The following is a 24,288-nucleotide window of genomic DNA, read 5'->3' on the forward strand; positions in this document are numbered from 1 at the left end:
GGGCTCGCTATCGAGCCCTCGAGTGACTTCAGTCTAGCGCATCGGCCGCCGAGCCCGGCTCGAGCGGCGCGTCGCCGTAGCTCTCACCCACCGGGATCGGCACCGCCACGCGGTTGCCGGGCTGCGCCAGGGGGCAGGCCCAGGCCGGGTCGTAGGCGCACGAGGGGTTGTAGGCGAAGTTGAAGTCGAGCACGAGCCGGGCGCCGTCGGCCTGGTCGGCGCCGGGTGCGAGGGCGGGGTTCAGCGAGGAGCCCTTGATCGTGTCGATCAGGTAGCGGCCGCCGCCATAGGTGCCGCCGGGTCTGCCGGCCAGGGCGTCCTTCACGGGCACGAAGAGGCCGCCGCCGTAGGAGGCGAGGCGCCAGACGTCGAGCTCGCCGACACCGTCGATGCGCGCGACGCCGAGCAGCTCGAACGGCACCACGCCGTCGGTGCCCGTGGCGAACTCGAACGAGCGCGGGCGCGGGTCGTCGGCATCGGGCTCGTCGATCGTCACCTCGAAGCGCCAGGCCGGGTCGTAGGGGGCCACGGGCAGGCCGCTGAAGCCCTCCCGGTCCTCGGGCAGCAGCGGGGTCGCCGGATGCGCGGCGAAGAGCCCGTCGCGTTCGTCGCGCCAGAATGCGTGGGCGTCGGACGCCTGCCCGGCGGCGGTGAGGCGGCGCACCTCCTCGTAGATGCCGAACACGCGCATCCGCCAGTCTGCTGTTTCGAGTGCGGTGACCGCGCGGGCGTTCACGCGCCGGCCGCCTCGGCGCCGACCTCGGGCGCTTCTTCGTCGGCCTGAGGCAGGTCGTACGCCCACGTCGGAGCCAGCTGCTGCAGCTTGCGCCCGCGCCACTGCCAGAACGCCCACAGGCTGTACCAGGCGAAGGGCGTGAGCACGCCCGCGCCGATCCTCAGCTGGTCGCGGTAGAGCGTCTTGCCCGTGCCGGCGGGGTCGGGGGCGATGGCCATCTGGTGATCCCACAGCTTGATGGTGCTGACCGCTCCCGTCACGCCCTGGCCCGAGTCGTGCACGATGCGCACGTCGCCGTGCTGCCGGGTCTCGAAATTGAGGCGGATGATCTGCTTGCCCATCGGGATGACCCCGCCGCCGCGCATCTCGACCGGGTGCTGCCCCGGCTCCCACACCGTCGGGAACCCGTCGGCCGCCAGCGACTCGATCTCGACCAGCGGGCTCGACACCTCCCGGAACACCGCGGGGGAGCGGATGGCCCGCCAGGCGGCATCGGGATCGCAGTCGAGGACGAGCTTCAGGAGTACGCGCATGATCACAGTGTGGTCGGCGCCTCCGACATCGCCTAGCAGGCGCCTCACAGACAGGCTCGAAGGCGCGGGCTCGAAGGCGTAGCGTGAGATCGACATTGGAGGTCACATGAAAGCTGTCCTGAACGGCACCGTCATCGCCGAAGCCCCGAAAGACGACCTGATCGCGATCGAGGGCAACTGGTACTTCCCGCCCGCGAGCGTCAACTCCGAGTACCTCGAGAAGAGCCCGACGCCCTACACCTGCCCCTGGAAGGGCGAGTGCCAGTACTTCAGCGTGAAGGACGGCGACGAGCTCCTGAAGGACCGCGCCTGGAGCTACCCGCACCCCTACGAGGGCGCCTTCGACCGCGTCGGCAAGGACTTCTCCGACTACGTCGCCTTCTGGAAGGAAGTCCAGGTCACCGACTGACCCGGCCTTCTCGCCGCCTCGTTGAGCACAAACTGCTCAGGATGCCCGGCAGCACTCCTCGCTTAGCGTGATCGGTCGACGCCCACCCGGCGCCGACCGATCCGAGGAGCCCCATGTCCGCACCCGTCCGCCGGCGCACCGTTGCGCTCGCCGCCGTCCTCGTCGCCCTGGCGGTCCCCGTTGCTACCGCTGCCGGGCCGGCGGGGGCGTGGGAGCTGCCGCCGCGGGACTACGCGACGTGGCACGAGTACGGGGCGGCGACGGCGGGCGGCAGCCCCGGGCCCGTGGTCGTGGCGCCGGGAGACATCGTCTGGTACGCCGACACGCTCGAGAACGAGATCGTGAAGGTGCCGGCCGCCGTGCCCGCCGCGGTCGAGCACTTCCGGCTGGGGGCGCTCGCGCCGGGCATCTCCGATCTGGCCGCGGCGAGCGACGGCACGATCTGGTTCGGCGACTTCCTCAACGCGGCGATCGGGCGGCTCGACCCGGCGACGGGCGACGTGACGGAGTATCCGCTCGGCGGCGCCTTCGACACCGCGACCTCGTTGACGAACGGCCCCGACGGCGCCCTCTGGTTCGGTGACCCGTCGAACGGCGGGATCGGACGCATCGCGCTCGACGGCAGCATCACCCGCGTGCCCGACCCGGCCGGCGCCGGCGTGTACGGCATCGCCGCCGCCTACGACGGGCGGCTCTGGTACACCCGCGACGGCCTCGGCTCGCTCGGCGCCTACGACCCGGTGACGCGTGATCTCGACATCGTGCCGGTCGGCGTGAGCGGCTTCACCGGCCTGACCGCGGCGGCCTCGGGAGGCGTCTGGGTGGGCGGCATCGACACCGTGGTGAAGGTCGCGACCGACGGCACCGTGGCCAAGCGCATCACCATCCCGGCGCCGCCGTTCGGCCCCGTGGTTCCGCGCCACCTCGTCTCGGCCGACGACGTCGACCTCGCCTTCACCGACGGCGACCGCGGCCTCGGCCGCGTCGACCTCTGGGGCACCGTCTCGTTCTCCCGCCCGCCCTTCGCGGGATCCGAGCCCGACCGCCTCGGCGTCACCTCCTACGGCTCGCTCTGGTACAGCGACCGAGGCCGCCAGACCCTCGGCAACGTCTGAACGCCGGCTAGGCCGAGCGGGGGGTGGCGCGGCGAGCCGCCGTGACGTCGCGGCGCGTCCACGCGATGAGGTGCGCCGGCGAGAAGCCCCGCGCGCACTGACTGCACGAGAGCCGCGCCGCCGGCTTCCGGTGCCGGTAGTAGGAGTGCCCCGCCGGGCAGACCCCGACCCACGGCGCCAGCTCGTCGGCCCGCGTGCCGTCGTGCAGCCGCGACCCCTCGTACCCGAGAGATCGGGCGATCGACACCCACGCCGGGCCGTGACCCGCGGCCGCCCCGGCCAGCGCGTGCGCCACCTCGTGCAGCAGGATCTGGTGGATCTCGTCGTCGTCGTACCGGGCCGCCAGATACCGCGACACCGTGATGCGGTGCGCCGTGTAGTTGCACTGCCCCGCCCGGGTCTTCGCGTTGTCGAAGCCGAAGCTCCAGACCGCGGGGTCGAGGTGCATCCTGATCAGGGCGTTCGCCCAGGTCGTGACGCGCGAGAGTTCGGCCATGCGGGGACTATGCCGCGAGCAGCGACTCGGTCACGGCGACCGCCACGAGGGCGCTCTCCAGCTGATCGATCGAGGCGCCCTGGCGCTCCATCAGGAACACGGCCGCCTTGAAGTCCACCAGGGCCGCGTCGTAGTCCTGCGTCTCGAAGTGCACCTTGCCGCGGCTGAGCGTGGCGATCGCCTCGAGGGCGCCCCACTCGTGCGTCTGCGCCTCCTCGACGCAGAGCCCGAGCTCCTGCAGCGCCGCCGGGTACTTGCCCTGGTACTGCTGCACCTGCGCCCGACGGATGCGCGCACCGAGGGCCATCTCCCGGTCGCCCGAGAAGCGCGCCTGCCGCACCGCCTCGTTCGCGATCACGAAGGCGTCGTCGAGCTTGCCGAGCAGGCGCAGCAGCACGACCTTCTCGTTCAGCGCGCTGAGGCTGCGCAGCAGGCCGAGCTCGTTCAGGCGCTCCGTCGCGGCCTGCACGTCGACCTTCTCGCGCAAGGTGGTCATGTCGTAACCCGTGATGATGCTCAGTTCGTGCTCCTGGTGCTCGAGATCCCTCGACAAGCGTACCCAGGACGAGGGACATCCCCGGGCGCGACACCGGCGAACACCGGCAAGACCGAGCGCCGACACCGAGCGCCGACACCGAGCGCCGACACCGAGCCCGAGCGAACACCCGCGAACTAGTTCACCCCGCCGGAACCAGTTCCACCCGATACAGCACGTCGTCCCCCGCCCGAGGCTCGCCTCGCCCGTCGGTGTTGTTCGTCAGCAGGTACAGCGACGCCCCCGGCCCCCGCACCACATCCCGGATCCGCCCGAACTGCCCCGTGTAGTGCTCCTGAGCCGACCCGTCGAAGCGGATGCTCCACAGCCGCTCCCCGCCGAGCCCCGCCATGAACACGGTGTCTCCGACCACGGCGATCCCCGAGGGGCTGGCGTCGTCGGTCGCCCACTGCTGCACCGGATCCACGAGGCCCGCCGACCCGGTGACCCCCTCCGAAAGCGGCCACCCGTAGTTGGCGCCCGGCGTGATCCGGTTGATCTCGTCCCAGGTGTTCTGTCCGAACTCCGCCGCCCACATCGTCCCGTCGGACGCCCACGCGATCCCCTGCGGGTTGCGGTGCCCCAGCGACCACACCGGCGACCCCGGGAACGGGTTGTCGCCCGGCACCTGTCCCTCCGCCGTCACCCGCAGGATCTTCCCGCCCAGCGAGTCCAGCGTCTGCGCGTTCGCCCCGTCGCTGGCGTCTCCCGCGGTCACGTAGAGCATCCCGTCCGGCCCGAACTTGATCCGCCCGCCGTTGTGGTTCGACGCTTTGGGCAGCCCGGTGAGCACCTCGGTGACGGCGCCCGCCGACCGCGCGCCCGGTGCGCCCGACAGCGGCATCCGCACCACCCGGTTGTCGTCGGCCCCGGTGAACATCGCGTACAGCCAGGTTCCGGATGCCCCCTCCGTCGTCGTGATGCCGAGCAGCCCTCCCTCGCCGAGCGCCGACACCCCGGGCACCGTCGTCACGGGCACGGCCCGACCCTCCACGATCTCCACCACGGCCCCCGTGTCCCGCTCCGAGACGAACAGCGACCCGTCGCCGAGCGTCGCGATCGACCACGGCGCCGGGAGCCCCGACGCCACCACCGTCGGAGACCCCGACGGCACCAGGGGCCCGAGGTCCTCCGCGGGAGCCGAGGACGCGGAAGGAGAAGGAGAGGGCGACGCAGACGCAGCTTCAGACGGAGACGACGCTGACGGAGACGGCATCGCCGTCGAGGCCGCCGTCGGCCCCCGCGTCACCGAGGGCTCCGCCGAGCATCCGGCCAGCACCACGGCGGTCAGGGCCAGAACACCGGCACCCGCGAACGACTTCGATCGGCTCATGACGACCTCCCTCTAGTCGTCCATCCTCTTCCGGTCGACCTGGAAAATGCTCCGAGCCGGCGCCGGCGACCTCACCGCCGTCTGGTCGGTGGCCACCGCGGCCCCCGCGGTGAACTGCCGCAGCTCGCTGCCGGTGACCATCTTCGCGGGCACCGGGTCGCTCGCGACCAGCCGGGGCATCCGATCGAAGGGCAGGGACGAGTTCGAGGCGAACGCGACGACGTTGCCGAACCGGCGCGCCTTCAGCATCTGCGGGTCGGCCACGATCGCGACGTCGGCGAAGACCTGCCCGAGGGTCGCGGCCTGGCTGCGCGCGAACGCGAGCCCCGCCCCGTCGGCGACGTTCACGGCCACGAGGCCCGTGGGGGAGAGCACTGCTGCGACCGCGGTGTAGAACTGAACGCTCGTCACGTGCGCCGGCGTGCGCGCCCCGGCGAAGACGTCGACGACCACCACGTCGGTCGTGCCGCGCAGCCCGGGCGGCAGCTTCTCGAGAACCGCACGGGCGTCGCCGTGACGAACCCGGATGCTCGCCCCCTTCGGCAGGGGAAGGTGCTCCCGCACGAAGCCGACGAGCTCGCTATCGATCTCGACGACCTGCTGGCGCGAACCCGGTCGCGTCGCCTCGACGTAGCGGGGGAGCGTGAAGGCGCCGCCGCCCAGGTGCACCGCCGTGATGGGAGCACCGGGAGCCGCCACGAGGTCGATGCCGTGCCCGATGCGCCGCACGTACTCGAAGGAGAGGTAGCGCGGGTCGTCGAGGTCGACGTGCGACTGCGGCGTGCCGTCGACGATCAGCACCTGGGAGCCGGGCCGGAACCTGTCCTCCTCGAGCGTCGCCAACAGGCCGTCGGCCAGTCGGGCGCGGGGAATCTCTCGATCTTTCACGCGTTATACCTGAGAAACCCAAACTGGTCAAGAATTCGACTGGACAGGCGTGTCGAAAGCGCCTATTGTGGTTCTTTGCGCTCCCAGAACACTCATGCCTTCATATTGTGGTCGGCAGCTGCCTGGTGACGGTCTTCTAATCGTCCCGTGCAGCAACACTCTAGAACCAGATGGCGGGTTCGGACCATATCTCGGGAGTTCTCGACACCACATCGACCGTAAGTAACGCAAGGGCCCGACGGGGTCCACGGAGGTTATTTCCTTGGCTGCTGCGCGCAACGCAACCACCACTTCACCCAAGAACGGCCGGGCCGCATCGCGGCTCTCGTTCGCCAAGATCACCGACACCCTGACCGTTCCGGATCTGCTCGCACTGCAGACCGAGAGCTTCGACTGGCTGGTCGGCAACGACGTGTGGAAGGCACGCGTCGCGGAGGCCAAGGAGGCCGGCCGGCAAGACCTGCCGGGCCGTTCAGGCCTCGAGGAGATCTTCGAGGAGATCTCTCCCATCGAAGACCTCGGTGAGACCATGCAGCTCAGCTTCACGAGCCCGTTCCTCGAGCCCGAGAAGTACACCATCGACGAGTGCAAGGAGCGCGGCAAGACCTACGCCGCCCCGCTGTACGTCGAGGCCGAGTTCATGAACCACCAGACCGGTGAGATCAAGACGCAGACCGTCTTCATGGGCGACTTCCCGCTCATGACCGAGCGCGGCACGTTCATCATCAACGGCACCGAGCGCGTCGTCGTGTCGCAGCTCGTCCGCAGCCCCGGCGTGTACTTCGAGCGCACCCCCGAGAAGACCTCCGACAAGGACATCTACTCGGCGCGCGTCATCCCGAGCCGCGGTGCCTGGCTCGAGTTCGAGATCGACAAGCGCGACCAGGTCGGCGTGCGCATCGACCGCAAGCGCAAGCAGTCGGTCACCGTGTTCCTGAAGGCCCTCGGCCTGACCTCCGAGGAGATCCTCGAGGAGTTCAAGGGCTACGCGTCGATCGAGGCCACCCTGGAGAAGGACTCGATCCTCACCAAGGAAGAGGCCCTGAAGGACATCTACCGCAAGCTGCGCCCGGGCGAGCAGGTCGCCGCCGAGGCCGCGCGTGCGCTGCTCGACAACTTCTACTTCAACTCCAAGCGGTACGACCTGGCGAAGGTCGGTCGTTACAAGATCAACCGCAAGCTCGGCATCGACGCGCCGCTGTCCGACTCCGTGCTCACCACGCAGGACATCATCGCGACGATCAAGTACCTGGTCGCCCTGCACGACAACCGCACCACCCTCCCCGGTGTGCGCGACAGCAAGCCGGTCGACATCCGTCTCGACGTGGACGACATCGACCACTTCGGCAACCGTCGCATCCGCGCCGTCGGCGAGCTCATCCAGAACCAGGTCCGCACCGGTCTGTCCCGCATGGAGCGCGTCGTCCGCGAGCGCATGACCACGCAGGACATCGAGGCGATCACCCCGCAGACCCTGATCAACGTGCGCCCCGTCGTCGCCGCGATCAAGGAGTTCTTCGGAACCTCGCAGCTCTCGCAGTTCATGGACCAGAACAACCCGCTCGCGGGCCTGACCCACAAGCGCCGCCTGAGCGCCCTGGGCCCGGGTGGTCTGAGCCGTGAGCGCGCCGGTGTCGAGGTGCGCGACGTGCACCCCAGCCACTACGGCCGTATGTGCCCCATCGAGACCCCGGAAGGCCCGAACATCGGCCTGATCGGCTCGCTGGCGTCGTTCGCCCGCATCAACTCGTTCGGTTTCATCGAGACCCCGTACCGTCGCGTCGTCGACGGCGTGGTCACGGCGAACATCGACTACCTCACCGCGTCCGAGGAGGACGAGTACATCGTCGCCCAGGCGAACGCGCCGCTGACCGGCGACGCCAAGTTCGCCGAGGCCCGCGTGCTCGCCCGCAAGAAGGGCGGCGAGGTCGACCTGTTCCCGGCCGAAGACATCGGCTACATGGATGTCTCGCCGCGCCAGATGGTGTCGGTCGCGACCTCGCTCATCCCGTTCCTCGAGCACGACGACGCGAACCGCGCCCTCATGGGTGCGAACATGCAGCGCCAGGCCGTGCCGCTGCTCCGCTCGGAGTCGCCGCTGGTCGGAACCGGTATGGAGGGCTTCGCGGCCATCGACGCCGGCGACGTGGTCACCACGACGAACGCCGGTGTCGTGCAGGAGGTGTCGGCCGACGCCGTCACCGTCCAGCTCGACGAGGGCGGAACCGACACGTACTACCTGCGCAAGTTCGACCGCTCGAACCAGGGCACGTCGTACAACCACCGCGTCATCGTCTCCGAGGGTGAGCGCGTCGAGGTCGGTCAGGTCATCGCGGATGGCCCGGCCACCGAGAACGGTGAGCTGGCGCTCGGCAAGAACCTCCTCGTGGCGTTCATGCCGTGGGAGGGTCACAACTTCGAGGACGCCATCATCCTGAGCCAGAACCTGGTGAAGGACGACGTGCTCTCGTCGATCCACATCGAGGAGTACGAGGTCGACGCCCGCGACACCAAGCTCGGCAAGGAGGAGATCACCCGTGACCTCCCCAACGTCAGCCCGGAGCTGCTGGCCGACCTCGACGAGCGCGGCATCATCCGCATCGGTGCCGAGGTTCGCCCCGGTGACATCCTCGTCGGCAAGGTGACGCCCAAGGGCGAGACCGAGCTCTCCGCCGAGGAGCGCCTGCTGCGCGCCATCTTCAACGAGAAGTCCCGCGAGGTCCGTGACACGAGCCTCAAGGTGCCCCACGGTGAAGAGGGCACGATTATCGCCGTCAAGGAGTTCTCGGCCGAGAACGACGACGAGCTCGGCTCGGGCGTCAACCAGCGCGTCGTGGTCTACATCGCCCAGAAGCGCAAGATCACCGCGGGTGACAAGCTCGCCGGCCGTCACGGCAACAAGGGCGTCATCTCGAAGATCCTCCCGGTTGAGGACATGCCGTTCCTCGCCGACGGGACTCCGGTCGACATCGTCCTGAACCCGATGGGCATCCCGGGCCGCATGAACTTCGGCCAGGTGCTGGAGACACACCTCGGGTGGATCGCCAAGCAGGGCTGGGAGGTCGACGGCAAGCCGAAGTGGGCCGCGAACCTGCCCGAGCAGGCGCGTTCCGCTGCTCCCGGCACGAAGGTCGCGACCCCCGTGTTCGACGGCGCCTCCGAGGAGGAGATCGCGGGTCTGCTCGACTCGACGACCCCCACTCGCGACGGCGAGCGCCTGATCGGCTCCTCCGGAAAGACCCGTCTGTTCGACGGCCGTTCCGGCGAGCCGTACCCGGAGCCCGTCTCGGTCGGCTACATGTACATCCTGAAGCTGCACCACCTCGTCGACGACAAGATCCACGCTCGTTCGACCGGCCCGTACTCGATGATCACGCAGCAGCCGCTGGGTGGTAAGGCGCAGTTCGGTGGCCAGCGCTTCGGTGAGATGGAGGTGTGGGCCCTCGAGGCCTACGGTGCCGCGTACGCGCTGCAGGAGCTCCTGACGATCAAGTCCGACGACATCCTCGGCCGCGTGAAGGTCTACGAGGCGATCGTCAAGGGCGAGAACATCCAGGAGCCCGGCATCCCCGAGTCCTTCAAGGTGCTCATCAAGGAGATGCAGTCCCTGTGCCTGAACGTCGAGGTGCTCTCGGCCGACGGCACGGCGGTCAGCCTCCGCGACACCGACGACGAGGTGTTCCGCGCCGCGGAAGAGCTCGGCATCAACATCTCCAGCCGCTTCGAGTCGTCGTCCATCGACGACATCTGAGCCGGCAGCCACTAGAAGACTTTTTCCAGGAGAGAAGGAAAATTGCTCGACGTAACAACTTTTGATGAGCTGCGGATCGGCCTCGCAACGGCCGACGACATCCGCAAGTGGTCGCACGGTGAGGTCAAGAAGCCCGAGACCATCAACTACCGCACGCTGAAGCCCGAGAAGGATGGCCTCTTCGGAGAGCAGATCTTCGGGCCGAGCCGTGACTGGGAGTGTTCCTGCGGCAAGTACAAGCGGGTGCGCTTCAAGGGCATCGTCTGCGAGCGCTGCGGTGTCGAGGTCACGAAGTCGTCGGTGCGCCGTGAGCGCATGGGCCACATCGAGCTCGCCGCCCCGGTCACGCACATCTGGTACTTCAAGGGTGTGCCCAGCCGCCTCGGCTACCTGCTCGACATGGCGCCGAAAGACCTCGAGAAGGTCATCTACTTCGCCGCCTACATGATCATCTCGGTCGACGAAGACGGCCGTCACGATGACATGCCCGGCCTCGAGAACGAGCTGCGCCTCGAGATCAAGACGCTGTCCGACCAGCGCGATGCCCGCATCGCCGACCGTCTGCAGCGCCTCGAGACCGACCTCGCCGAGCTCGAGAACGAGGGCGCGAAGGCCGACCAGAAGCGCCGCACGAAGGATGGCGCCGAGAAGGAGATGTCGCAGACCCGCAAGGCCTACGACGACCAGATCGCCCAGCTCGAGCGTGTCTGGGAGGACTTCCGCAACCTCAAGGTCGGTGAGCTCAAGCCGGAGGACGCGATCTTCCACGAGCTCCAGGACCGCTACGGCATGTACTTCGAGGCCTACATGGGCGCCGAGGCCATCAAGAAGCGGCTCGAGGCGTTCGACCTCGAGACCGAGGGCGAGAACCTCCGCCTGCAGATCGCCGAGGGCAAGGGTCAGAAGAAGATCCGCGCCATCAAGCGCCTGCGCGTGGTGAGCTCCTTCCTCGCGACCGGCAACTCGCCGGCCGCGATGGTGCTCGACGTCGTCCCGGTCATCCCGCCGGAGCTGCGCCCGATGGTGCAGCTCGACGGTGGCCGCTTCGCGACCTCCGACCTCAACGACCTCTACCGTCGTGTGATCAACCGCAACAACCGCCTCCGTCGTCTGCTCGATCTCGGTGCCCCCGAGATCATCGTGAACAACGAGAAGCGCATGCTGCAGGAGGCCGTCGACGCCCTGTTCGACAACGGCCGCCGTGGTCGCCCCGTCACCGGTACCGGCAACCGCGCCCTGAAGTCCCTGAGCGACATGCTCAAGGGAAAGCAGGGTCGTTTCCGCCAGAACCTGCTGGGCAAGCGCGTCGACTACTCGGGCCGTTCGGTCATCATCGTCGGTCCGCAGCTGAAGCTGCACCAGTGCGGTCTGCCCAAGCAGATGGCCCTGGAGCTGTTCAAGCCCTTCGTGATCAAGCGCCTGATCGACCTGAGTCACGCTCAGAACATCAAGGCCGCGAAGCGCATGGTCGAGCGCAGCCGTCCCCAGGTGTGGGACGTGCTGGAGGAGATCATCCGCGAGCGCCCCGTGCTGCTGAACCGTGCGCCCACGCTGCACCGTCTCGGCATCCAGGCGTTCGAGCCCCAGCTCGTCGAGGGCAAGGCGATCCAGTTGCACCCGCTCGTCTGCGCCGCGTTCAACGCGGACTTCGACGGCGACCAGATGGCCGTCCACCTGCCGCTGTCCGTCGAGGCCCAGGCCGAGGCCCGCATCCTGATGCTGGCGTCGAACAACATCCTGAAGCCGTCCGACGGCCGCCCGGTCACCCTGCCCACGCAGGACATGATCATCGGTCTGCACCACCTCACCACGGTGAAGGAGGGGGCGATCGGCGAAGGCCGTGCGTTCTCCGGTGTGTCCGAGGCGATCCTCGCGAAGGACCAGGGTTCGCTCGACCTCAACGCGGTTGTGAAGATCCGGATGCACGACGTGCACTTCGCCGAGGGCGACGGCCCCGAGGGCTACGAAGGCGGCCCCGTGCTGCTGGAGACCACCCTCGGCCGCGCGCTGTTCAACGAGGCGCTGCCGGACGACTACCCGTACATGCAGCAGGTCGCCGACAAGGGCGCCATCTCGGCGATCGTCAACGACCTCGCCGAGCGGTACCCGAAGGTGGAGGTCGCCGCGTCGCTCGACCGCATCAAGGACGCGGGCTTCTACTGGGCCACGCGCTCCGGTGTGACCGTCGCGCTCTCCGACATCCTGACCCCTCCCACCAAGCGGGAGATCGTCCAGGGCTACGAGAAGCAGGCCGCCAAGGTGCAGGCGCAGTTCGAGAAGGGTCTGACCACCGACCTCGAGCGTCGCCAGGAGCTCATCCAGATCTGGACGAAGGCCACCGACGAGGTCGCCGCAGCCATGCGCGCGAACTTCCCGGTCGACAACACGATCAACCGCATGGTCACCTCGGGTGCTCGTGGTAACTGGCTGCAGGTGCGCAACATCGCCGGCATGCGAGGCCTCGTGAACAACCCGAAGGGTGAGATCATCCCTCGCCCGATCATCTCCTCGTACCGCGAGGGGCTGTCGGTGGCGGAGTACTTCATCGCGACCCACGGTGCTCGTAAGGGCCTGGCCGACACGGCTCTCCGTACGGCCGACTCGGGCTACCTGACGCGTCGACTCGTCGACGTGTCGCAGGACGTCATCATCCGCGAGCCCGACTGCGGCACCAACCGCGGGCTCGACCTGCCGATCGCGAACGAGGGCGCCGACGGCGTCTGGACCCGCGACGACAACGTCGAGAACTCGGTCTACGCCCGCTCGCTGGCCGCTGACGCGGTGAACGAGAAGGGCGAGGTCGTGGCCTCGGCCGGAGACGACGTCGGAGACGTGCTGATCGACAAGCTGGTCGCCGCGGGCGTGCGCAACATCAAGGTGCGCTCCGTGCTGACCTGCGAGTCGGCCGTCGGTGTCTGCGCGGCCTGCTACGGCCGTTCGCTCGCCACGGGCAAGCTCGTCGACATCGGCGAGGCCGTCGGCATCATCGCGGCCCAGTCGATCGGTGAGCCCGGCACCCAGCTCACGATGCGCACCTTCCACACCGGTGGTTCGGCCTCGGCCGACGACATCACGCAGGGTCTGCCCCGCGTGCAGGAGCTCTTCGAGGCCCGTACCCCCAAGGGTGCGTCGCCCATCGTCGAGGCCGCCGGCCGCGTCACGATCGAAGACACCGACCGCAGCCGCAAGGTGATCCTCACGCCCGACAACGGCGACGAGCCGATCGCCTACCCGGTGCTGAAGCGCGCGACCCTCCTCATCGAGGACGGGCAGCACGTGGAGCTCGGTCAGCAGCTCATCGTCGGCGCCGTCGACCCGAAGGAAGTCCTTCGCGTCAAGGGTGTCCGCGAGGTGCAGAAGCACCTCGTGGGCGGTGTGCAGGGCGTCTACCGCTCGCAGGGTGTGCCGATCCACGACAAGCACATCGAGGTCATCGTGCGCCAGATGCTGCGCAAGGTCACCGTCGTCGAGCACAGCGACACCGACCTGCTCCCCGGCGAGCTCGTCGACCGGTCGCGCTACACCGAGGTGAACCGCGCCGCGGTCGCCGAGGGCAAGCGTCCGGCCTCGGCCCGTCAGGAGGTCATGGGTATCACCAAGGCGTCGCTGGCGACCGAGTCGTGGCTGTCGGCCGCGTCGTTCCAGGAGACCACGCGTGTTCTCACGCAGGCCGCCATGGAGGGCAAGTCCGACCCGCTGGTGGGCCTGAAGGAGAACGTGATCATCGGAAAGCTGATCCCGGCCGGAACCGGTCTCCAGCGCTACCGCAACGTCACCGTCGAGGCGACCGAAGAGGCCAAGGCCGAGCGCTACCCGAACCGCATCTTCACGGATGACTCGGTGTTCTCGGAGGCCGACCTCTCGTTCGTCGACTTCGACAGCTTCTCGAGCGACGACTACACGCCGGGCACCTACAACTAAGGTCCCGACGAACGCCGAAGGGCCCCTCACCATCCGTGGTGGGGGGCCCTTCGCGTTCCCGTCGTCGGAGCGGCGCGGCGCGGCGCGGTGCGGAGCGGAGGCGGCTCAGGCGAGCTGCGCGAGCACCTGGTTCGCGACGATCCGGCCGGCGCGGTTGGCACCGATCGTGGAGGCCTGGGGGCCGTAGCCGGCGAGGAAGATCCGCGGGTCGCGCAGCACGCGGCCCTTCTCGACCGCGATGCCGCCCCCGTGCTCCCTGAGGTGCAGGGGAGCGAGGTGCCCGAGCTCGGCCCGGAACCCCGTCGCCCAGACGATGTCGTCGGCCGGCTCGAACGATCCGTCGGCGAAGCGCACCCCCTCGGGCTCGATCGAGGTGAACATCGGATGCGCGACCAGCACCCCGCGCTCCACCGCCGCCTTCACGGCCGGCGTGGCCACCAGCCCCGTGCCGCTGACGATGCTCGGCAGCGCCCGGCCCTCCCGCGCGGCCCGATCCTGGACGGCGACCGCCGCCGCCCCGGCCTCCGCCGCCAGCCCGTCGCCCTCGACGAACTCCGGCGGCCGCCGTGTCACCCACGTCGTTGCCTCGGCCACGCCCTCCAGCTCGAGCAGGATGTTCGTGGCCGACGTGCCGCCGCCCACGACGACCACCCGGCGCCCGCGGAAGTCTTCGGCGCTGCGATAGTCGACCGTGGTCCACTGACGCCCCAGGAAGGCCTCCTCGCCCCGCACGTGGGGCTTGAAGGGGCTCCCCCAGGTGCCGCCCGCATTCACGACGACCTCGGCGGTCAGCGAGCCGTGGTCGGTGTCCAGGCGGAGCAGGGGCTCCTCGTCGCGCACGGCGGACACGGTCACGGGGCGCCGCACCTGCAGCCCGTAGGCGTCCTCGTAGCGGCGGTAGTACTCGGTGACGACGTCGCGGGCGGCCCGGCTGCGGTCGGCCGTGTCGAAGCTCAGTCCGAGCTCGGCCATGCCGGGCAGGTCGTTCACGCGGTGCGCCGAGCCGAGCCGCAGGGCCTCCCAGCGGTGCTGCCAGGCCCCGCCCGCATCCGGGCCCCGGTCGAGCACGAGGAAGCCCTCACCGGCCACGAGCCCGCGACGCTGCAGGTGGTGGGCGACCGACAGCCCGGCCTGACCGGCGCCGATCACGGCGACGCGGGTGCGGGCGGGCAGCGGGAGGGTCATCTGCACTGGAACAGCGAACGCGCCCGATCCCTTCCCTCGCAAGGCCCTGGCGCGGGTTTAGAGTGACGCCATGAGCACCGACGATCGTCAGGACCAGCTGCCCGAGTTCCCGGGCTGGCAGGCCCCCGGCGCCGACGACGCATCGGCTGACGGAGCCGCCGCCGACGAGGTCCCCGCCGCGCAGCCGGCGCCGCCGCTGCCCGTCGCCGAGCCGGCCTCCGCGCCGGCCGCCGAGAGCGCCCCGCGTCCCGTCGAGATCCCGGAGCCCATCGAGATGCCGACGGCCGAGCATCCCGAGCCCGTGCCTGCCGCTGAGCCCGTGCCCGCCGCTGAGCCCGTGCTCGCCGCCGAGCCGGCGCGCGACCCCGAGCCCATCGCCGAACCCGAGACCGTCGCCGAGCACGCCCCCGTCGCCGCGCAGGCCACCGCGGCCTACGACCGCCAGCCCATCGGCGGCCCGTACGTCACGGCCTCCGAGCCCGAGCCGGCCCCGGCCCGCGAGCAGCAGTCCGTCCAGGATGCTCCGACCGACCGCACCCCGTACCCCGCCGCCGCGTTCGCGCCGGCTGCCGCGACGACCGCCGCCGTGCAGGGCGGCTCCGCTCCGGCGCCCGTCTCCGAGAACCCCCCGCCCTACCAGCCCGTCCCCCAGCCGGTGCAGGCGCCCCGCCCGCCGGAGCCCAAGGGCAACCGCGGCGCGGGCAGCCTGATCGCCCTGCTCGGCACGGCCGTGTTCGCCCTGCTGTTCGCCGCGGTGTCGTTCTTCGTGATCGGCGCGAACCTCACGGGGGAGGCGGCGATCACCGCGTTCCTCGACTTCCTGCGCAGCGCCGCGTTCATCGTGCCGGTCGTCGCGTTCGCGTTGTCGCTCATCCTGATCGTGCTGATCGTGAACCGCGCGGGCTGGTGGGCGTACGTGCTCGGCGGCTTCCTCGTCGCCGTGCTGGTCTACTTCGCCGGCATCGCGGGAGCCCTGGTGCACGTACGGGCCTGGGAGTGGCAGCCGCAGGAGCAGTACGACTTCGTGCGCTCGCTCACCATGGATCCGCTCACCCTCGGCGGTGCGATCGTCGCCCGCGAGGTGTCCATCTGGACGGGAGCGCTGATCGCGCTCCGCGGCCGGCGCCTCAAGGCCCGCAATGCGGCGGCCCGCGAGGAGTGGGACCGCGCGCAGGCGGAGGAACGCGCATCCGCCGACCGCATCGACCAGACGCCGGGCGAGGCCCCCGCTCCCATCACGACCTGGTAGGATCCCTAGGTCCGCGTTGCCGGTCGTCGAGCTCAGGTTCGGCGGCATTTGACCCGTCAGGGTCAAGAGGCTAGAATTTTCCGGGTGTGTGCATACTTGCATGCCCAGATTTTCGAGCGAAGCAGGGCTGAGATGCCCCCACTGCTCTTCCAACCAGCGATACCAGAGCCATTTCGTACCGCCGGTGGATCAAGACGAACCCGACACACCAGTACTGGTGCGTGCAGGGGCGTGAACGAACGGGTGCGGGAGTCCGTGCCCGACACCCAGTGAGAACTGACACCGAGCGTTACGAATACAAGGAGTAAGTAGTGCCAACCATTCAGCAGTTGGTCCGCAAGGGTCGCACCCCGAAGGTCACCAAGACCAAGGCGCCCGCCCTCAAGGCCAACCCCCAGCAGCGCGGCGTGTGCACCCGTGTGTACACCACCACCCCCAAGAAGCCGAACTCCGCGCTTCGCAAGGTCGCCCGCGTCAAGCTGTCGAACGGCACCGAGGTCACCGCTTACATCCCCGGTGAGGGCCACAACCTGCAGGAGCACTCGATGGTGCTCGTGCGCGGCGGTCGTGTGAAAGACCTCCCCGGCGTCCGTTACAAGATCGTCCGCGGCGCGCTCGACACGCAGGCCGTGAAGAACCGCAAGCAGGCTCGCAGCCGTTACGGCGCGAAGATGGAGAAGAAGTAATGCCTCGCAAGGGTCCCGCCCCGAAGCGTCCCGTTGTCGCCGACCCCGTCTACGGTGCCCCGGTCGTCAGCCAGCTCGTCAACAAGATCCTCCTCGACGGCAAGAAGGCCATCGCCGAGCGCATCGTGTACGACGCCCTCGAGGGTGTCGCGGCGAAGAACGGCCAGGACGCCGTCGTCACGCTGAAGAAGGCGCTCGACAACGTGCGCCCCACGCTCGAGGTCCGCAGCCGCCGTGTCGGTGGCTCGACCTACCAGGTGCCGGTCGAGGTCAAGCCTCACCGCGCCAACACCCTCGCGCTGCGCTGGCTCACCACCTACGCCAAGGGCCGCCGCGAGAAGACGATGACCGAGCGTCTCCAGAACGAGATCCTCGACGCGTCGAACGGTCTGGGCGCCGCTGTCAAGCGTCGCGAAGACACCCACAAGATGGCCGAGTCGAACAAGGCCTTCGCCCACTACCGCTGGTAGTCGTTCGACCCACCTTCCCTTTTCTACCTTTCGGAGGAATCCGTGGCACAGGACGTGCTCACCGACCTGAACAAGGTCCGCAACATCGGCATCATGGCGCACATCGATGCCGGCAAGACCACCACCACCGAGCGCATCCTGTTCTACACGGGCATCACCCACAAGATCGGTGAGGTGCACGACGGCGCCGCCACGATGGACTGGATGGCTCAGGAGCAGGAGCGTGGCATCACGATCACCTCTGCCGCCACGACGTGCTTCTGGAACAAGAACCAGATCAACATCATCGACACCCCCGGTCACGTCGACTTCACCGTCGAGGTGGAGCGTTCGCTCCGCGTCCTCGACGGCGCGGTCGCCGTGTTCGACGGCAAGGAGGGCGTCGAGCCCCAGTCCGAGACCGTGTGGCGTCAGGCCGACAAGTACAACGTGCCCCGCATCTGCTTCGTCAACAAGATGGACAAGCTGGGTGCCGACTTCTACTTCACCGTCGACACGATCATCAACCGCCTCGGTGCCAAGCCGTTGGTGCTGCAGCTCCCGATCGGTGCGGAGTCCTCGTTCGAGGGCGTCGTCGACCTGGTCGAGATGCGCGCACTGACCTGGCGCGGAGACGCCAAGGGTGACGTGCAGATGGGTGCCAAGTACGAGATCGAGGAGATCCCGGCCGACCTCAAGGAGAAGGCCGACGAGTACCGTCAGTTGCTCCTCGAGACCGTCGCCGAGACCGACGACGCGCTGCTCGAGAAGTACTTCGGCGGCGACGAGCTGACCGTCCCCGAGATCAAGGCGGCGATCCGCAAGCTCACCGTCAACTCGGAGATCTATCCGGTGCTCTGCGGCTCGGCGTTCAAGAACCGCGGCGTGCAGCCGATGCTCGATGCGGTCGTCGACTACCTGCCGTCGCCGCTCGACGTCCCCGCCACCGAGGGCCACGACATCCGCGACGAGGAGAAGGTCGTCGAGCGTCACCCCGACCCGAAGGACCCCTTCGCCGCGCTGGCGTTCAAGGTCGCCGTGCACCCGTTCTTCGGGCGCCTGACCTACATCCGCGTGTACTCGGGTCACCTCGACTCCGGCGGCCAGGTCATGAACTCGACCAAGGGCAAGAAGGAGCGCATCGGCAAGATCTTCCAGATGCACTCCAACAAGGAGAACCCGGTCGACTCGGTCACCGCCGGTCACATCTACGCGGTCATCGGCCTGAAGGACACCACCACCGGTGACACCCTGTCCGACCCGTCGAACCAGATCGTGCTCGAGTCGATGACCTTCCCGGAGCCCGTGATCGAGGTCGCGATCGAGCCGAAGACGAAGGCCGACCAGGAGAAGCTGGGTGTCGCCATCCAGAAGCTCGCTGAAGAAGACCCGACCTTCCGCACGGAGCAGAACCAGGAGACCGGTCAGACGGTCATCAAGGGAATGGGCGAGCTCCACCTCGACATCCTGGTCGACCGCATGAAGCGCGAGTTCAACGTCGAGGCCAACGTGGGCAAGCCCCAGGTGGCCTACCGCGAGACGATCCGCAAGACCGTCGAGCGTCACGACTACACGCACAAGAAGCAGACCGGTGGTTCGGGTCAGTTCGCGAAGATCCAGATCGCGATCGCGCCCCTCGAGGTCACGGCCGACACGGTCTACGAGTTCGAGAACAAGGTCACCGGTGGCCGCGTGCCCCGTGAGTACATCCCGTCGGTCGATGCCGGTATCCAGGATGCGCTGCAGGTCGGCGTGCTCGCCGGCTACCCGATGGTGGGCGTCAAGGCGACCCTCCTCGACGGCGCGTCGCACGACGTCGACTCCTCGGAGATGGCGTTCAAGATCGCCGGGTCGATGGCGTTCAAGGAGGCTGCCCGCAAGGCCAGCCCCGTGCTGCTCGAGCCGCTGATGGCCGTCGAGGTGCGCACCCCCGAGGAGTACATGGGCGACGTCATCGGCGACCTGAACTCCCGTCGTGGACAGATCCAGTCCATGGAGGACGCCCAGGGCGTCAAGGTGGTCCGTGCCCACGTGCCGCTGTCGGAGATGTTCGGCTACATCGGTGACCTGCGTTCCAAGACGTCAGGCCGTGCCGTGTACTCGATGACCTTCGAGAGCTACGCCGAGGTCCCGAAGGCTGTGGCCGACGAGATCATCCAGAAGAACAAGGGCGAGTAACACCTGAGTTCGGCGGGCCTCGTAGGTTCGCGTAAAATATCAACAAACCCCCGCCTGGTTCCGGATGCAATCCAGCATCCGGACGAGGGCATGAGAGTCCTGAGGAGGACCTAGTGGCTAAGGCCAAGTTCGAGCGGACCAAGCCGCACGTCAACATCGGAACGATCGGTCACGTTGACCACGGTAAGACCACCCTTACCGCTGCCATCTCGAAGGTCCTGGCGGACAAGTTCCCGTCGGCGACCAACGTTCAGCGCGACTTCGCGTCGATCGACTCCGCTCCTGAGGAGCGCCAGCGCGGCATCACGATCAACATCTCGCACGTCGAGTACGAGACGCCCAAGCGTCACTACGCTCACGTCGACGCCCCCGGTCACGCCGACTACATCAAGAACATGATCACCGGTGCGGCCCAGATGGACGGCGCGATCCTCGTGGTCGCCGCCACCGACGGCCCGATGGCCCAGACCCGTGAGCACGTGCTGCTCGCCAAGCAGGTCGGCGTGCCCTACCTGCTCGTCGCGCTGAACAAGGCCGACATGGTCGACGACGAGGAGATCCTGGAGCTCGTCGAGCTCGAGGTCCGCGAGCTGCTCGCCGGCCAGAACTTCGACGAGGACGCACCGGTCGTGCGCGTCTCCGGCCTCAAGGCCCTCGAGGGCGACGAGAAGTGGACCCAGTCCATCCTCGACCTCATGGACGCTGTGGACGAGTCGATCCCCGACCCGATCCGCGACAAGGACAAGCCGTTCCTGATGCCGATCGAGGACGTCTTCACGATCACCGGTCGTGGAACCGTCGTCACCGGCCGCGCCGAGCGTGGCACCCTCGCCATCAACTCCGAGGTCGAGATCGTCGGCATCCGCCCGACGCAGAAGACCACGGTCACCGGTATCGAGATGTTCCACAAGCAGCTCGACGAGGCCTGGGCCGGCGAGAACTGCGGTCTGCTCCTCCGCGGCACCAAGCGCGAGGACGTCGAGCGCGGCCAGGTCGTCGTGAAGCCCGGTTCGGTCACGCCGCACACCGAGTTCGAAGGGACCGCCTACATCCTGTCGAAGGATGAGGGTGGCCGTCACAACCCCTTCTACACGAACTACCGCCCGCAGTTCTACTTCCGCACCACCGACGTCACCGGCGTCATCACGCTGCCCGAGGGCACCGAGATGGTCATGCCCGGCGACACCACCGACATCTCGGTCGCGCTGATCCAGCCGATCGCGATGGAAGAGGGCCTCGGCTTCGCGATCCGTGAGGGTGGCCGCACCGTCGGTGCCGGCACCGTCACCAAGATCAACAAGTAGTAGATCCCACACAGAAGGGCCGCGCCTCCGGGCGCGGCCCTTTTGCGTTGCCCCCGGAGGCCGGGGGGTGCAAGCTGGGGGCATGGCTGGATTCGACGACATCACGCGCAAGGCGAAGGCATTCCTCGACGAGGAGAAGGTGCAGCAGGCACTGAAGAGCGAGAAGGCCGAGGAGGTCAGCGACAAGCTCCTCGAGGGGCTCGCGGGTGCCGCCAAGAAGGTCACCGGCGGCAAGCACGACGACAAGATCGACGAAGCCCGCCGCAAGGCCGATGGGGCGGTCGGTGACCGTTAGGGGTTAGCTGAGGAGATGGCACGGCTCCGACGCTCCGACTCCTCGGGCCGGGGGATCCATCGGCTGAAGGCCGGGCGCGGGTTCACCTACCGCGACCACTCCGGTGCGACGGTCACCGACCCCGAGCTCCGCGCCCGCATCGAGCATCTCGCGATCCCGCCCGCCTGGACGGACGTGTGGATCGCGCCGTACGCCAACGGCCACATCCAGGCCACGGGCGTCGACGGTGCCGGTCGCCGCCAGTACATCTACCACCCCACGTGGCGCGAGCAGAAGGACCGGATCAAGTACGACCGGGCCCTCGCCCTCGCCGAGTCGCTCCCGGCCGCCCGTCGCCGCGTCACCATCGACCTGCGGCGCGACGGCTACCCCGAGGAGCGCGCGCTGGCCGCCGGCTTCAGGATGCTCGACACGGGCTCCCTGCGCGTCGGGAGCGAACGCTACGCGGCCAAGCACGGCAGCCACGGGCTGACCACGCTGCTCTGCGCCCACGCCACCACCAAGGGCGACCGCGTCCACCTCTCCTTCCCGGCCAAGAGCGGTCAGGAGTGGGACTCCGAGATCACCGACGCCGACCTCGCCTCGTTCGTGCGCTCGATGAAGCGCCGTGGAGCGAACGCGCGGCTGATCGCCTGGAAGGACGGCTCGCGCTGGCACCCGGTGACCGCCGAGGAGATCAACGCCTACGTCCGTGAGCAGACAGGCGGGGAGTTCACCGCGAAGGACTTCCGCACCCTGCACGGCACCGCCGCCGCAGCCGTCAGCCTCGCCCGGTCGGGCCCGCAGCCGTCGAAGACCGCGCGCTCCAAGTCGATCGCCCAGGCCATGCGTGATGCGTCGGCCGTGCTCGGCAACACCCCTTCGATCGCGAAGGCGAGCTACGTCGATCCGCGCGTGGTCGACCACTTCCGCAACGGCACCACGATCGACCGCACCCGCCTCGCATCCGTCGAGAGCGAGCTCCGCGCACTCCTGTTCGACTGAGAAGTCAAGTCTTGTGCTCGCGCGGGAGAAGCGCAGAATAGGGGCACTCGTTCTCACGGGTCCCCGCCGCCAGACGGTGCGAACAGAGCTCGGCCGCGAGTGGTCAGCGTAGTGATACGTCTGGGCCCCGGGTGACCCGTGAGAACGTTCCCTCCGCGACATCCGTCTGAAATCTTCCGGGCCTAGCGTTGAAGGGTGTTCACCAAAAGCGATCCCCGGGCGCCCGAGGGCTTCTTCGAGGCCGAGGCGGCCGGGCTGGCGTGGCTGGCGGATGCGCGGGGAGCCCCGTGCGTGAGGGTGCAGTCCGTGCATCCGGGGGTCATCGAGCTCGAGGAGCTGCGGCCCGCGCGACCGAGCCGGGAGGCCGCCAGCCGCTTCGGCGAGCAGCTCGCCCGGACGCACCACGCCGGAGCCGCGGCCTTCGGTGCGCCGCCCGAGGGCTGGACCGGACCCTGCTTCATCGGCCGACGCGCCATGAGCACGGGGGAGTGGGCCACGTGGAGCGAGTTCTACCCGTCGCAGCGGGTGATGCCGTACGCGGAGCAGGCGGTCGCGCGCGGGAACCTCTCGGCCGACGGGTTCCGCCTCGTGAAGCGCGCCAGCGAACTGATCGCGACCGGCATCTTCGAGGACGGCGAGGCGCCGGCCCGGTTGCACGGCGACCTGTGGTCGGGCAACGTGCTCTGGACGCCGACGGGCGTGGTGCTGATCGACCCGGCGGCGCACGGCGGGCACCGCGAGACCGATCTGGCCATGCTGCGGCTGTTCGGGGCGCCGTTCATCGACGACATCCTGTGGGGCTACGAGGAGGTCGCCCCTCTCGCGGAGGGCTGGCGCGAACGCCTGCCGCTGCACCAGCTGTTCCCCCTCGCCGTGCACGCGGTGGGCCACGGGCCCTCCTACGGAGCGGAGCTGGAGCGGGCGGCCGCGGCCGTGCTGCAGCTGGGCACCGGTTCGGCGTGATTCCGCGCGACACGCCCGGGTTGCATGTGCGCCCAGGATGTGGCAAACTCGTCTAGTTCAACATTTTGGGCCACTGTGCGTGTGCCCGAATCACTGTCTTGGCAGTGCACAGCTTCCGAAGCTGGGCCGCAGGCAGCAGAACAGAGCTTAATCGCAAACACCCCCCTCACCCAGGTGAAGACTGTGCTGATTTCAGTGCGGGGGTGCGCGCGGTGCTTGATAGCAAAACAGAGGGCGTCCAATGCAGTCGAGGCTGTAAGACGCGAGACAGAGAGAGAGTCACACATGGCGGGACAGAAGATCCGCATTCGACTTAAGTCGTATGACCACGAGGTCATCGACACCTCGGCGCGCAAGATCGTCGACACGGTCACCCGCGCAGGAGCCACCGTCGTCGGCCCCGTGCCGCTGCCCACCGAGAAGAACGTGGTGGCGGTCATCCGCTCGCCCCACAAGTACAAGGACAGCCGCGAGCACTTCGAGATGCGCACCCACAAGCGCCTCATCGACATCATCGACCCGACGCCGAAGGCCGTCGACTCGCTCATGCGTCTCGACCTCCCCGCCGACGTCAACATCGAGATCAAGCTCTGAGCGGGAAGGAACCAGTAGATCATCATGGCAACCACCGCTAAGACCTCCAAGGGCCTGCTCGGCAAGAAGCTCGGCATGACCCAGGTGTGGGACGAGAACAACCGTCTCATCCCCGTCACCGTCGTCGAGATCACCCCGAACGTCGTCACCCAGATCCGCACCCCCGAGAAGGACGGCTACTCGGCCGTTCAGATCGCCGGCGGTCAGATCGACCCGCGCAAGGTCAACAAGCCCTCCGCCGGTCACTTCGAGGCAGCCGGCGTCACGCCGCGCCGCCACATCACCGAGGTCCGCACCGCGGACGCCGCGGAGTACACCGTCGGCCAGGAGCTCACCGCCGAGGGCACGTTCGTGGCCGGCCAGAAGGTCGACGTCATGGGCACCTCGAAGGGCAAGGGCTTCGCCGGCGTCATGAAGCGCCACAACTTCAAGGGCGTCTCCGCCTCGCACGGTTCGCACCGCAACCACCGCAAGCCCGGCTCGATCGGTGCGTCCTCGACGCCCAGCCGAGTCTTCAAGGGCATGCGCATGGCCGGCCGCATGGGTGGCGAGCGCGTCACCGTGCTCAACCTGGTCGTGCACTCGGTCGACGCCGAGAAGAACCTCGTGCTCGTCAAGGGCGCGGTTCCCGGTGCCAAGGGCCGTCTCGTTTTCGTTCGCAACGCAGTGAAGGGGGCGTAGTTC

Annotated in this window: 21 protein-coding genes; 14 read left to right on the forward strand and 7 right to left on the reverse strand. The window is 68.5% G+C overall.

Annotated features, from left to right (window positions below):
* Positions 1-28: 28 nt before the first annotated feature.
* Both BJ984_RS07115 and BJ984_RS07120 read right to left on the reverse strand, forming a co-directional pair.
* Entirely contained in the window at positions 29-691 is a 663-nt protein-coding gene (locus BJ984_RS07115; protein WP_179549370.1) for a DUF1684 domain-containing protein, read from the reverse strand.
* 41 nt (positions 692-732) lie between these two features.
* A complete protein-coding gene (locus BJ984_RS07120; protein WP_179547437.1) occupies positions 733-1,269 on the reverse strand; it encodes a hypothetical protein in 537 nt (178 codons plus the stop codon).
* 106 nt (positions 1,270-1,375) lie between these two features.
* On the opposite strand from BJ984_RS07120, the gene BJ984_RS07125 reads away from it, so the two are divergent.
* A complete protein-coding gene (locus BJ984_RS07125) occupies positions 1,376-1,678 on the forward strand; it encodes a DUF427 domain-containing protein (protein ID WP_173183320.1) in 303 nt (100 codons plus the stop codon).
* 113 nt (positions 1,679-1,791) lie between these two features.
* Positions 1,792-2,793 (forward strand): Vgb family protein, encoded by a 1,002-nt coding sequence (locus BJ984_RS07130; RefSeq protein WP_179547438.1) that lies wholly within the window; start codon positions 1,792-1,794, stop codon positions 2,791-2,793.
* A gap of 7 nt (positions 2,794-2,800) precedes the next feature.
* Here the strand turns inward: BJ984_RS07130 and BJ984_RS07135 are convergent, their stop codons facing one another.
* From BJ984_RS07135 to BJ984_RS07150, 4 genes are all read right to left on the reverse strand, one after another.
* Positions 2,801-3,289: a SprT-like domain-containing protein gene (locus BJ984_RS07135; RefSeq protein WP_179547439.1), complete on the reverse strand. Its 489-nt coding sequence runs from the start codon at positions 3,287-3,289 to the stop codon at positions 2,801-2,803.
* A 7-nt stretch (positions 3,290-3,296) separates the two neighbouring features.
* Positions 3,297-3,785 (reverse strand): hypothetical protein, encoded by a 489-nt coding sequence (locus tag BJ984_RS07140; protein WP_246306444.1) that lies wholly within the window; start codon positions 3,783-3,785, stop codon positions 3,297-3,299.
* A 181-nt stretch (positions 3,786-3,966) separates the two neighbouring features.
* Positions 3,967-5,157: a PQQ-dependent sugar dehydrogenase gene (locus tag BJ984_RS07145; RefSeq protein ID WP_179547440.1), complete on the reverse strand. Its 1,191-nt coding sequence runs from the start codon at positions 5,155-5,157 to the stop codon at positions 3,967-3,969.
* A 12-nt stretch (positions 5,158-5,169) separates the two neighbouring features.
* Positions 5,170-6,045, reverse strand: coding sequence for a spermidine synthase (locus tag BJ984_RS07150; RefSeq protein ID WP_271206439.1), 876 nt, complete (start codon positions 6,043-6,045; stop codon positions 5,170-5,172).
* Positions 6,046-6,307: 262 nt separating this feature from the next.
* On the opposite strand from BJ984_RS07150, the gene rpoB reads away from it, so the two are divergent.
* On the forward strand, positions 6,308-9,796 hold the full coding sequence (gene rpoB / locus BJ984_RS07155) for a DNA-directed RNA polymerase subunit beta (RefSeq protein ID WP_179547441.1): 3,489 nt from the start codon (positions 6,308-6,310) through the stop codon (positions 9,794-9,796).
* A 42-nt stretch (positions 9,797-9,838) separates the two neighbouring features.
* The gene (locus BJ984_RS07160) at positions 9,839-13,717 is read left to right on the forward strand and encodes a DNA-directed RNA polymerase subunit beta' (RefSeq protein WP_179547442.1); all 3,879 of its coding nucleotides are present in this window, start codon (positions 9,839-9,841) and stop codon (positions 13,715-13,717) included.
* A gap of 105 nt (positions 13,718-13,822) precedes the next feature.
* Here the strand turns inward: BJ984_RS07160 and BJ984_RS07165 are convergent, their stop codons facing one another.
* A complete protein-coding gene (locus tag BJ984_RS07165) occupies positions 13,823-14,902 on the reverse strand; it encodes an NAD(P)-binding domain-containing protein (RefSeq protein WP_179549372.1) in 1,080 nt (359 codons plus the stop codon).
* Between the two features lie 70 nt (positions 14,903-14,972).
* On the opposite strand from BJ984_RS07165, the gene BJ984_RS07170 reads away from it, so the two are divergent.
* The 10 genes from BJ984_RS07170 to rplC all read left to right on the forward strand — a co-directional run bounded on the left by BJ984_RS07170 (position 14,973) and on the right by rplC (position 24,285).
* Positions 14,973-16,151 carry a hypothetical protein gene (locus BJ984_RS07170; RefSeq protein ID WP_179547443.1) on the forward strand — a complete coding sequence of 393 codons (1,179 nt, stop codon included), beginning with the start codon at positions 14,973-14,975 and terminating at the stop codon, positions 16,149-16,151.
* 311 nt (positions 16,152-16,462) lie between these two features.
* The gene (gene rpsL / locus BJ984_RS07175) at positions 16,463-16,837 is read left to right on the forward strand and encodes a 30S ribosomal protein S12 (RefSeq protein WP_011186743.1); all 375 of its coding nucleotides are present in this window, start codon (positions 16,463-16,465) and stop codon (positions 16,835-16,837) included.
* A complete protein-coding gene (gene rpsG, locus BJ984_RS07180) occupies positions 16,837-17,307 on the forward strand; it encodes a 30S ribosomal protein S7 (RefSeq protein ID WP_173183329.1) in 471 nt (156 codons plus the stop codon). Before rpsL ends, rpsG begins: the two co-directional genes overlap by 1 nt.
* Before the next feature lie 42 nt (positions 17,308-17,349).
* Positions 17,350-19,464, forward strand: a complete 2,115-nt coding sequence (fusA, locus tag BJ984_RS07185; protein WP_179547444.1) for an elongation factor G — start codon at positions 17,350-17,352, stop codon at positions 19,462-19,464.
* A 113-nt stretch (positions 19,465-19,577) separates the two neighbouring features.
* Positions 19,578-20,768 (forward strand): elongation factor Tu, encoded by a 1,191-nt coding sequence (gene tuf / locus BJ984_RS07190; RefSeq protein ID WP_173183331.1) that lies wholly within the window; start codon positions 19,578-19,580, stop codon positions 20,766-20,768.
* A gap of 82 nt (positions 20,769-20,850) precedes the next feature.
* The gene (locus tag BJ984_RS07195) at positions 20,851-21,063 is read left to right on the forward strand and encodes an Rv0909 family putative TA system antitoxin (RefSeq protein WP_173183333.1); all 213 of its coding nucleotides are present in this window, start codon (positions 20,851-20,853) and stop codon (positions 21,061-21,063) included.
* 15 nt (positions 21,064-21,078) lie between these two features.
* The gene (locus BJ984_RS07200; RefSeq protein ID WP_179547445.1) at positions 21,079-22,047 is read left to right on the forward strand and encodes a DNA topoisomerase IB; all 969 of its coding nucleotides are present in this window, start codon (positions 21,079-21,081) and stop codon (positions 22,045-22,047) included.
* 195 nt (positions 22,048-22,242) lie between these two features.
* On the forward strand, positions 22,243-23,010 hold the full coding sequence (locus BJ984_RS07205; RefSeq protein ID WP_179547446.1) for a fructosamine kinase family protein: 768 nt from the start codon (positions 22,243-22,245) through the stop codon (positions 23,008-23,010).
* Between the two features lie 285 nt (positions 23,011-23,295).
* Positions 23,296-23,604 (forward strand): 30S ribosomal protein S10, encoded by a 309-nt coding sequence (gene rpsJ, locus BJ984_RS07210; protein WP_022895514.1) that lies wholly within the window; start codon positions 23,296-23,298, stop codon positions 23,602-23,604.
* A 24-nt stretch (positions 23,605-23,628) separates the two neighbouring features.
* Positions 23,629-24,285, forward strand: coding sequence for a 50S ribosomal protein L3 (rplC, locus tag BJ984_RS07215; protein WP_173183336.1), 657 nt, complete (start codon positions 23,629-23,631; stop codon positions 24,283-24,285).
* Positions 24,286-24,288: the final 3 nt, after the last annotated feature.

The sequence above is a fragment of the Herbiconiux flava genome (assembly GCF_013409865.1).
In the GTDB taxonomy this organism is placed as follows: Bacteria; Actinomycetota; Actinomycetes; order Actinomycetales; family Microbacteriaceae; genus Herbiconiux; species Herbiconiux flava.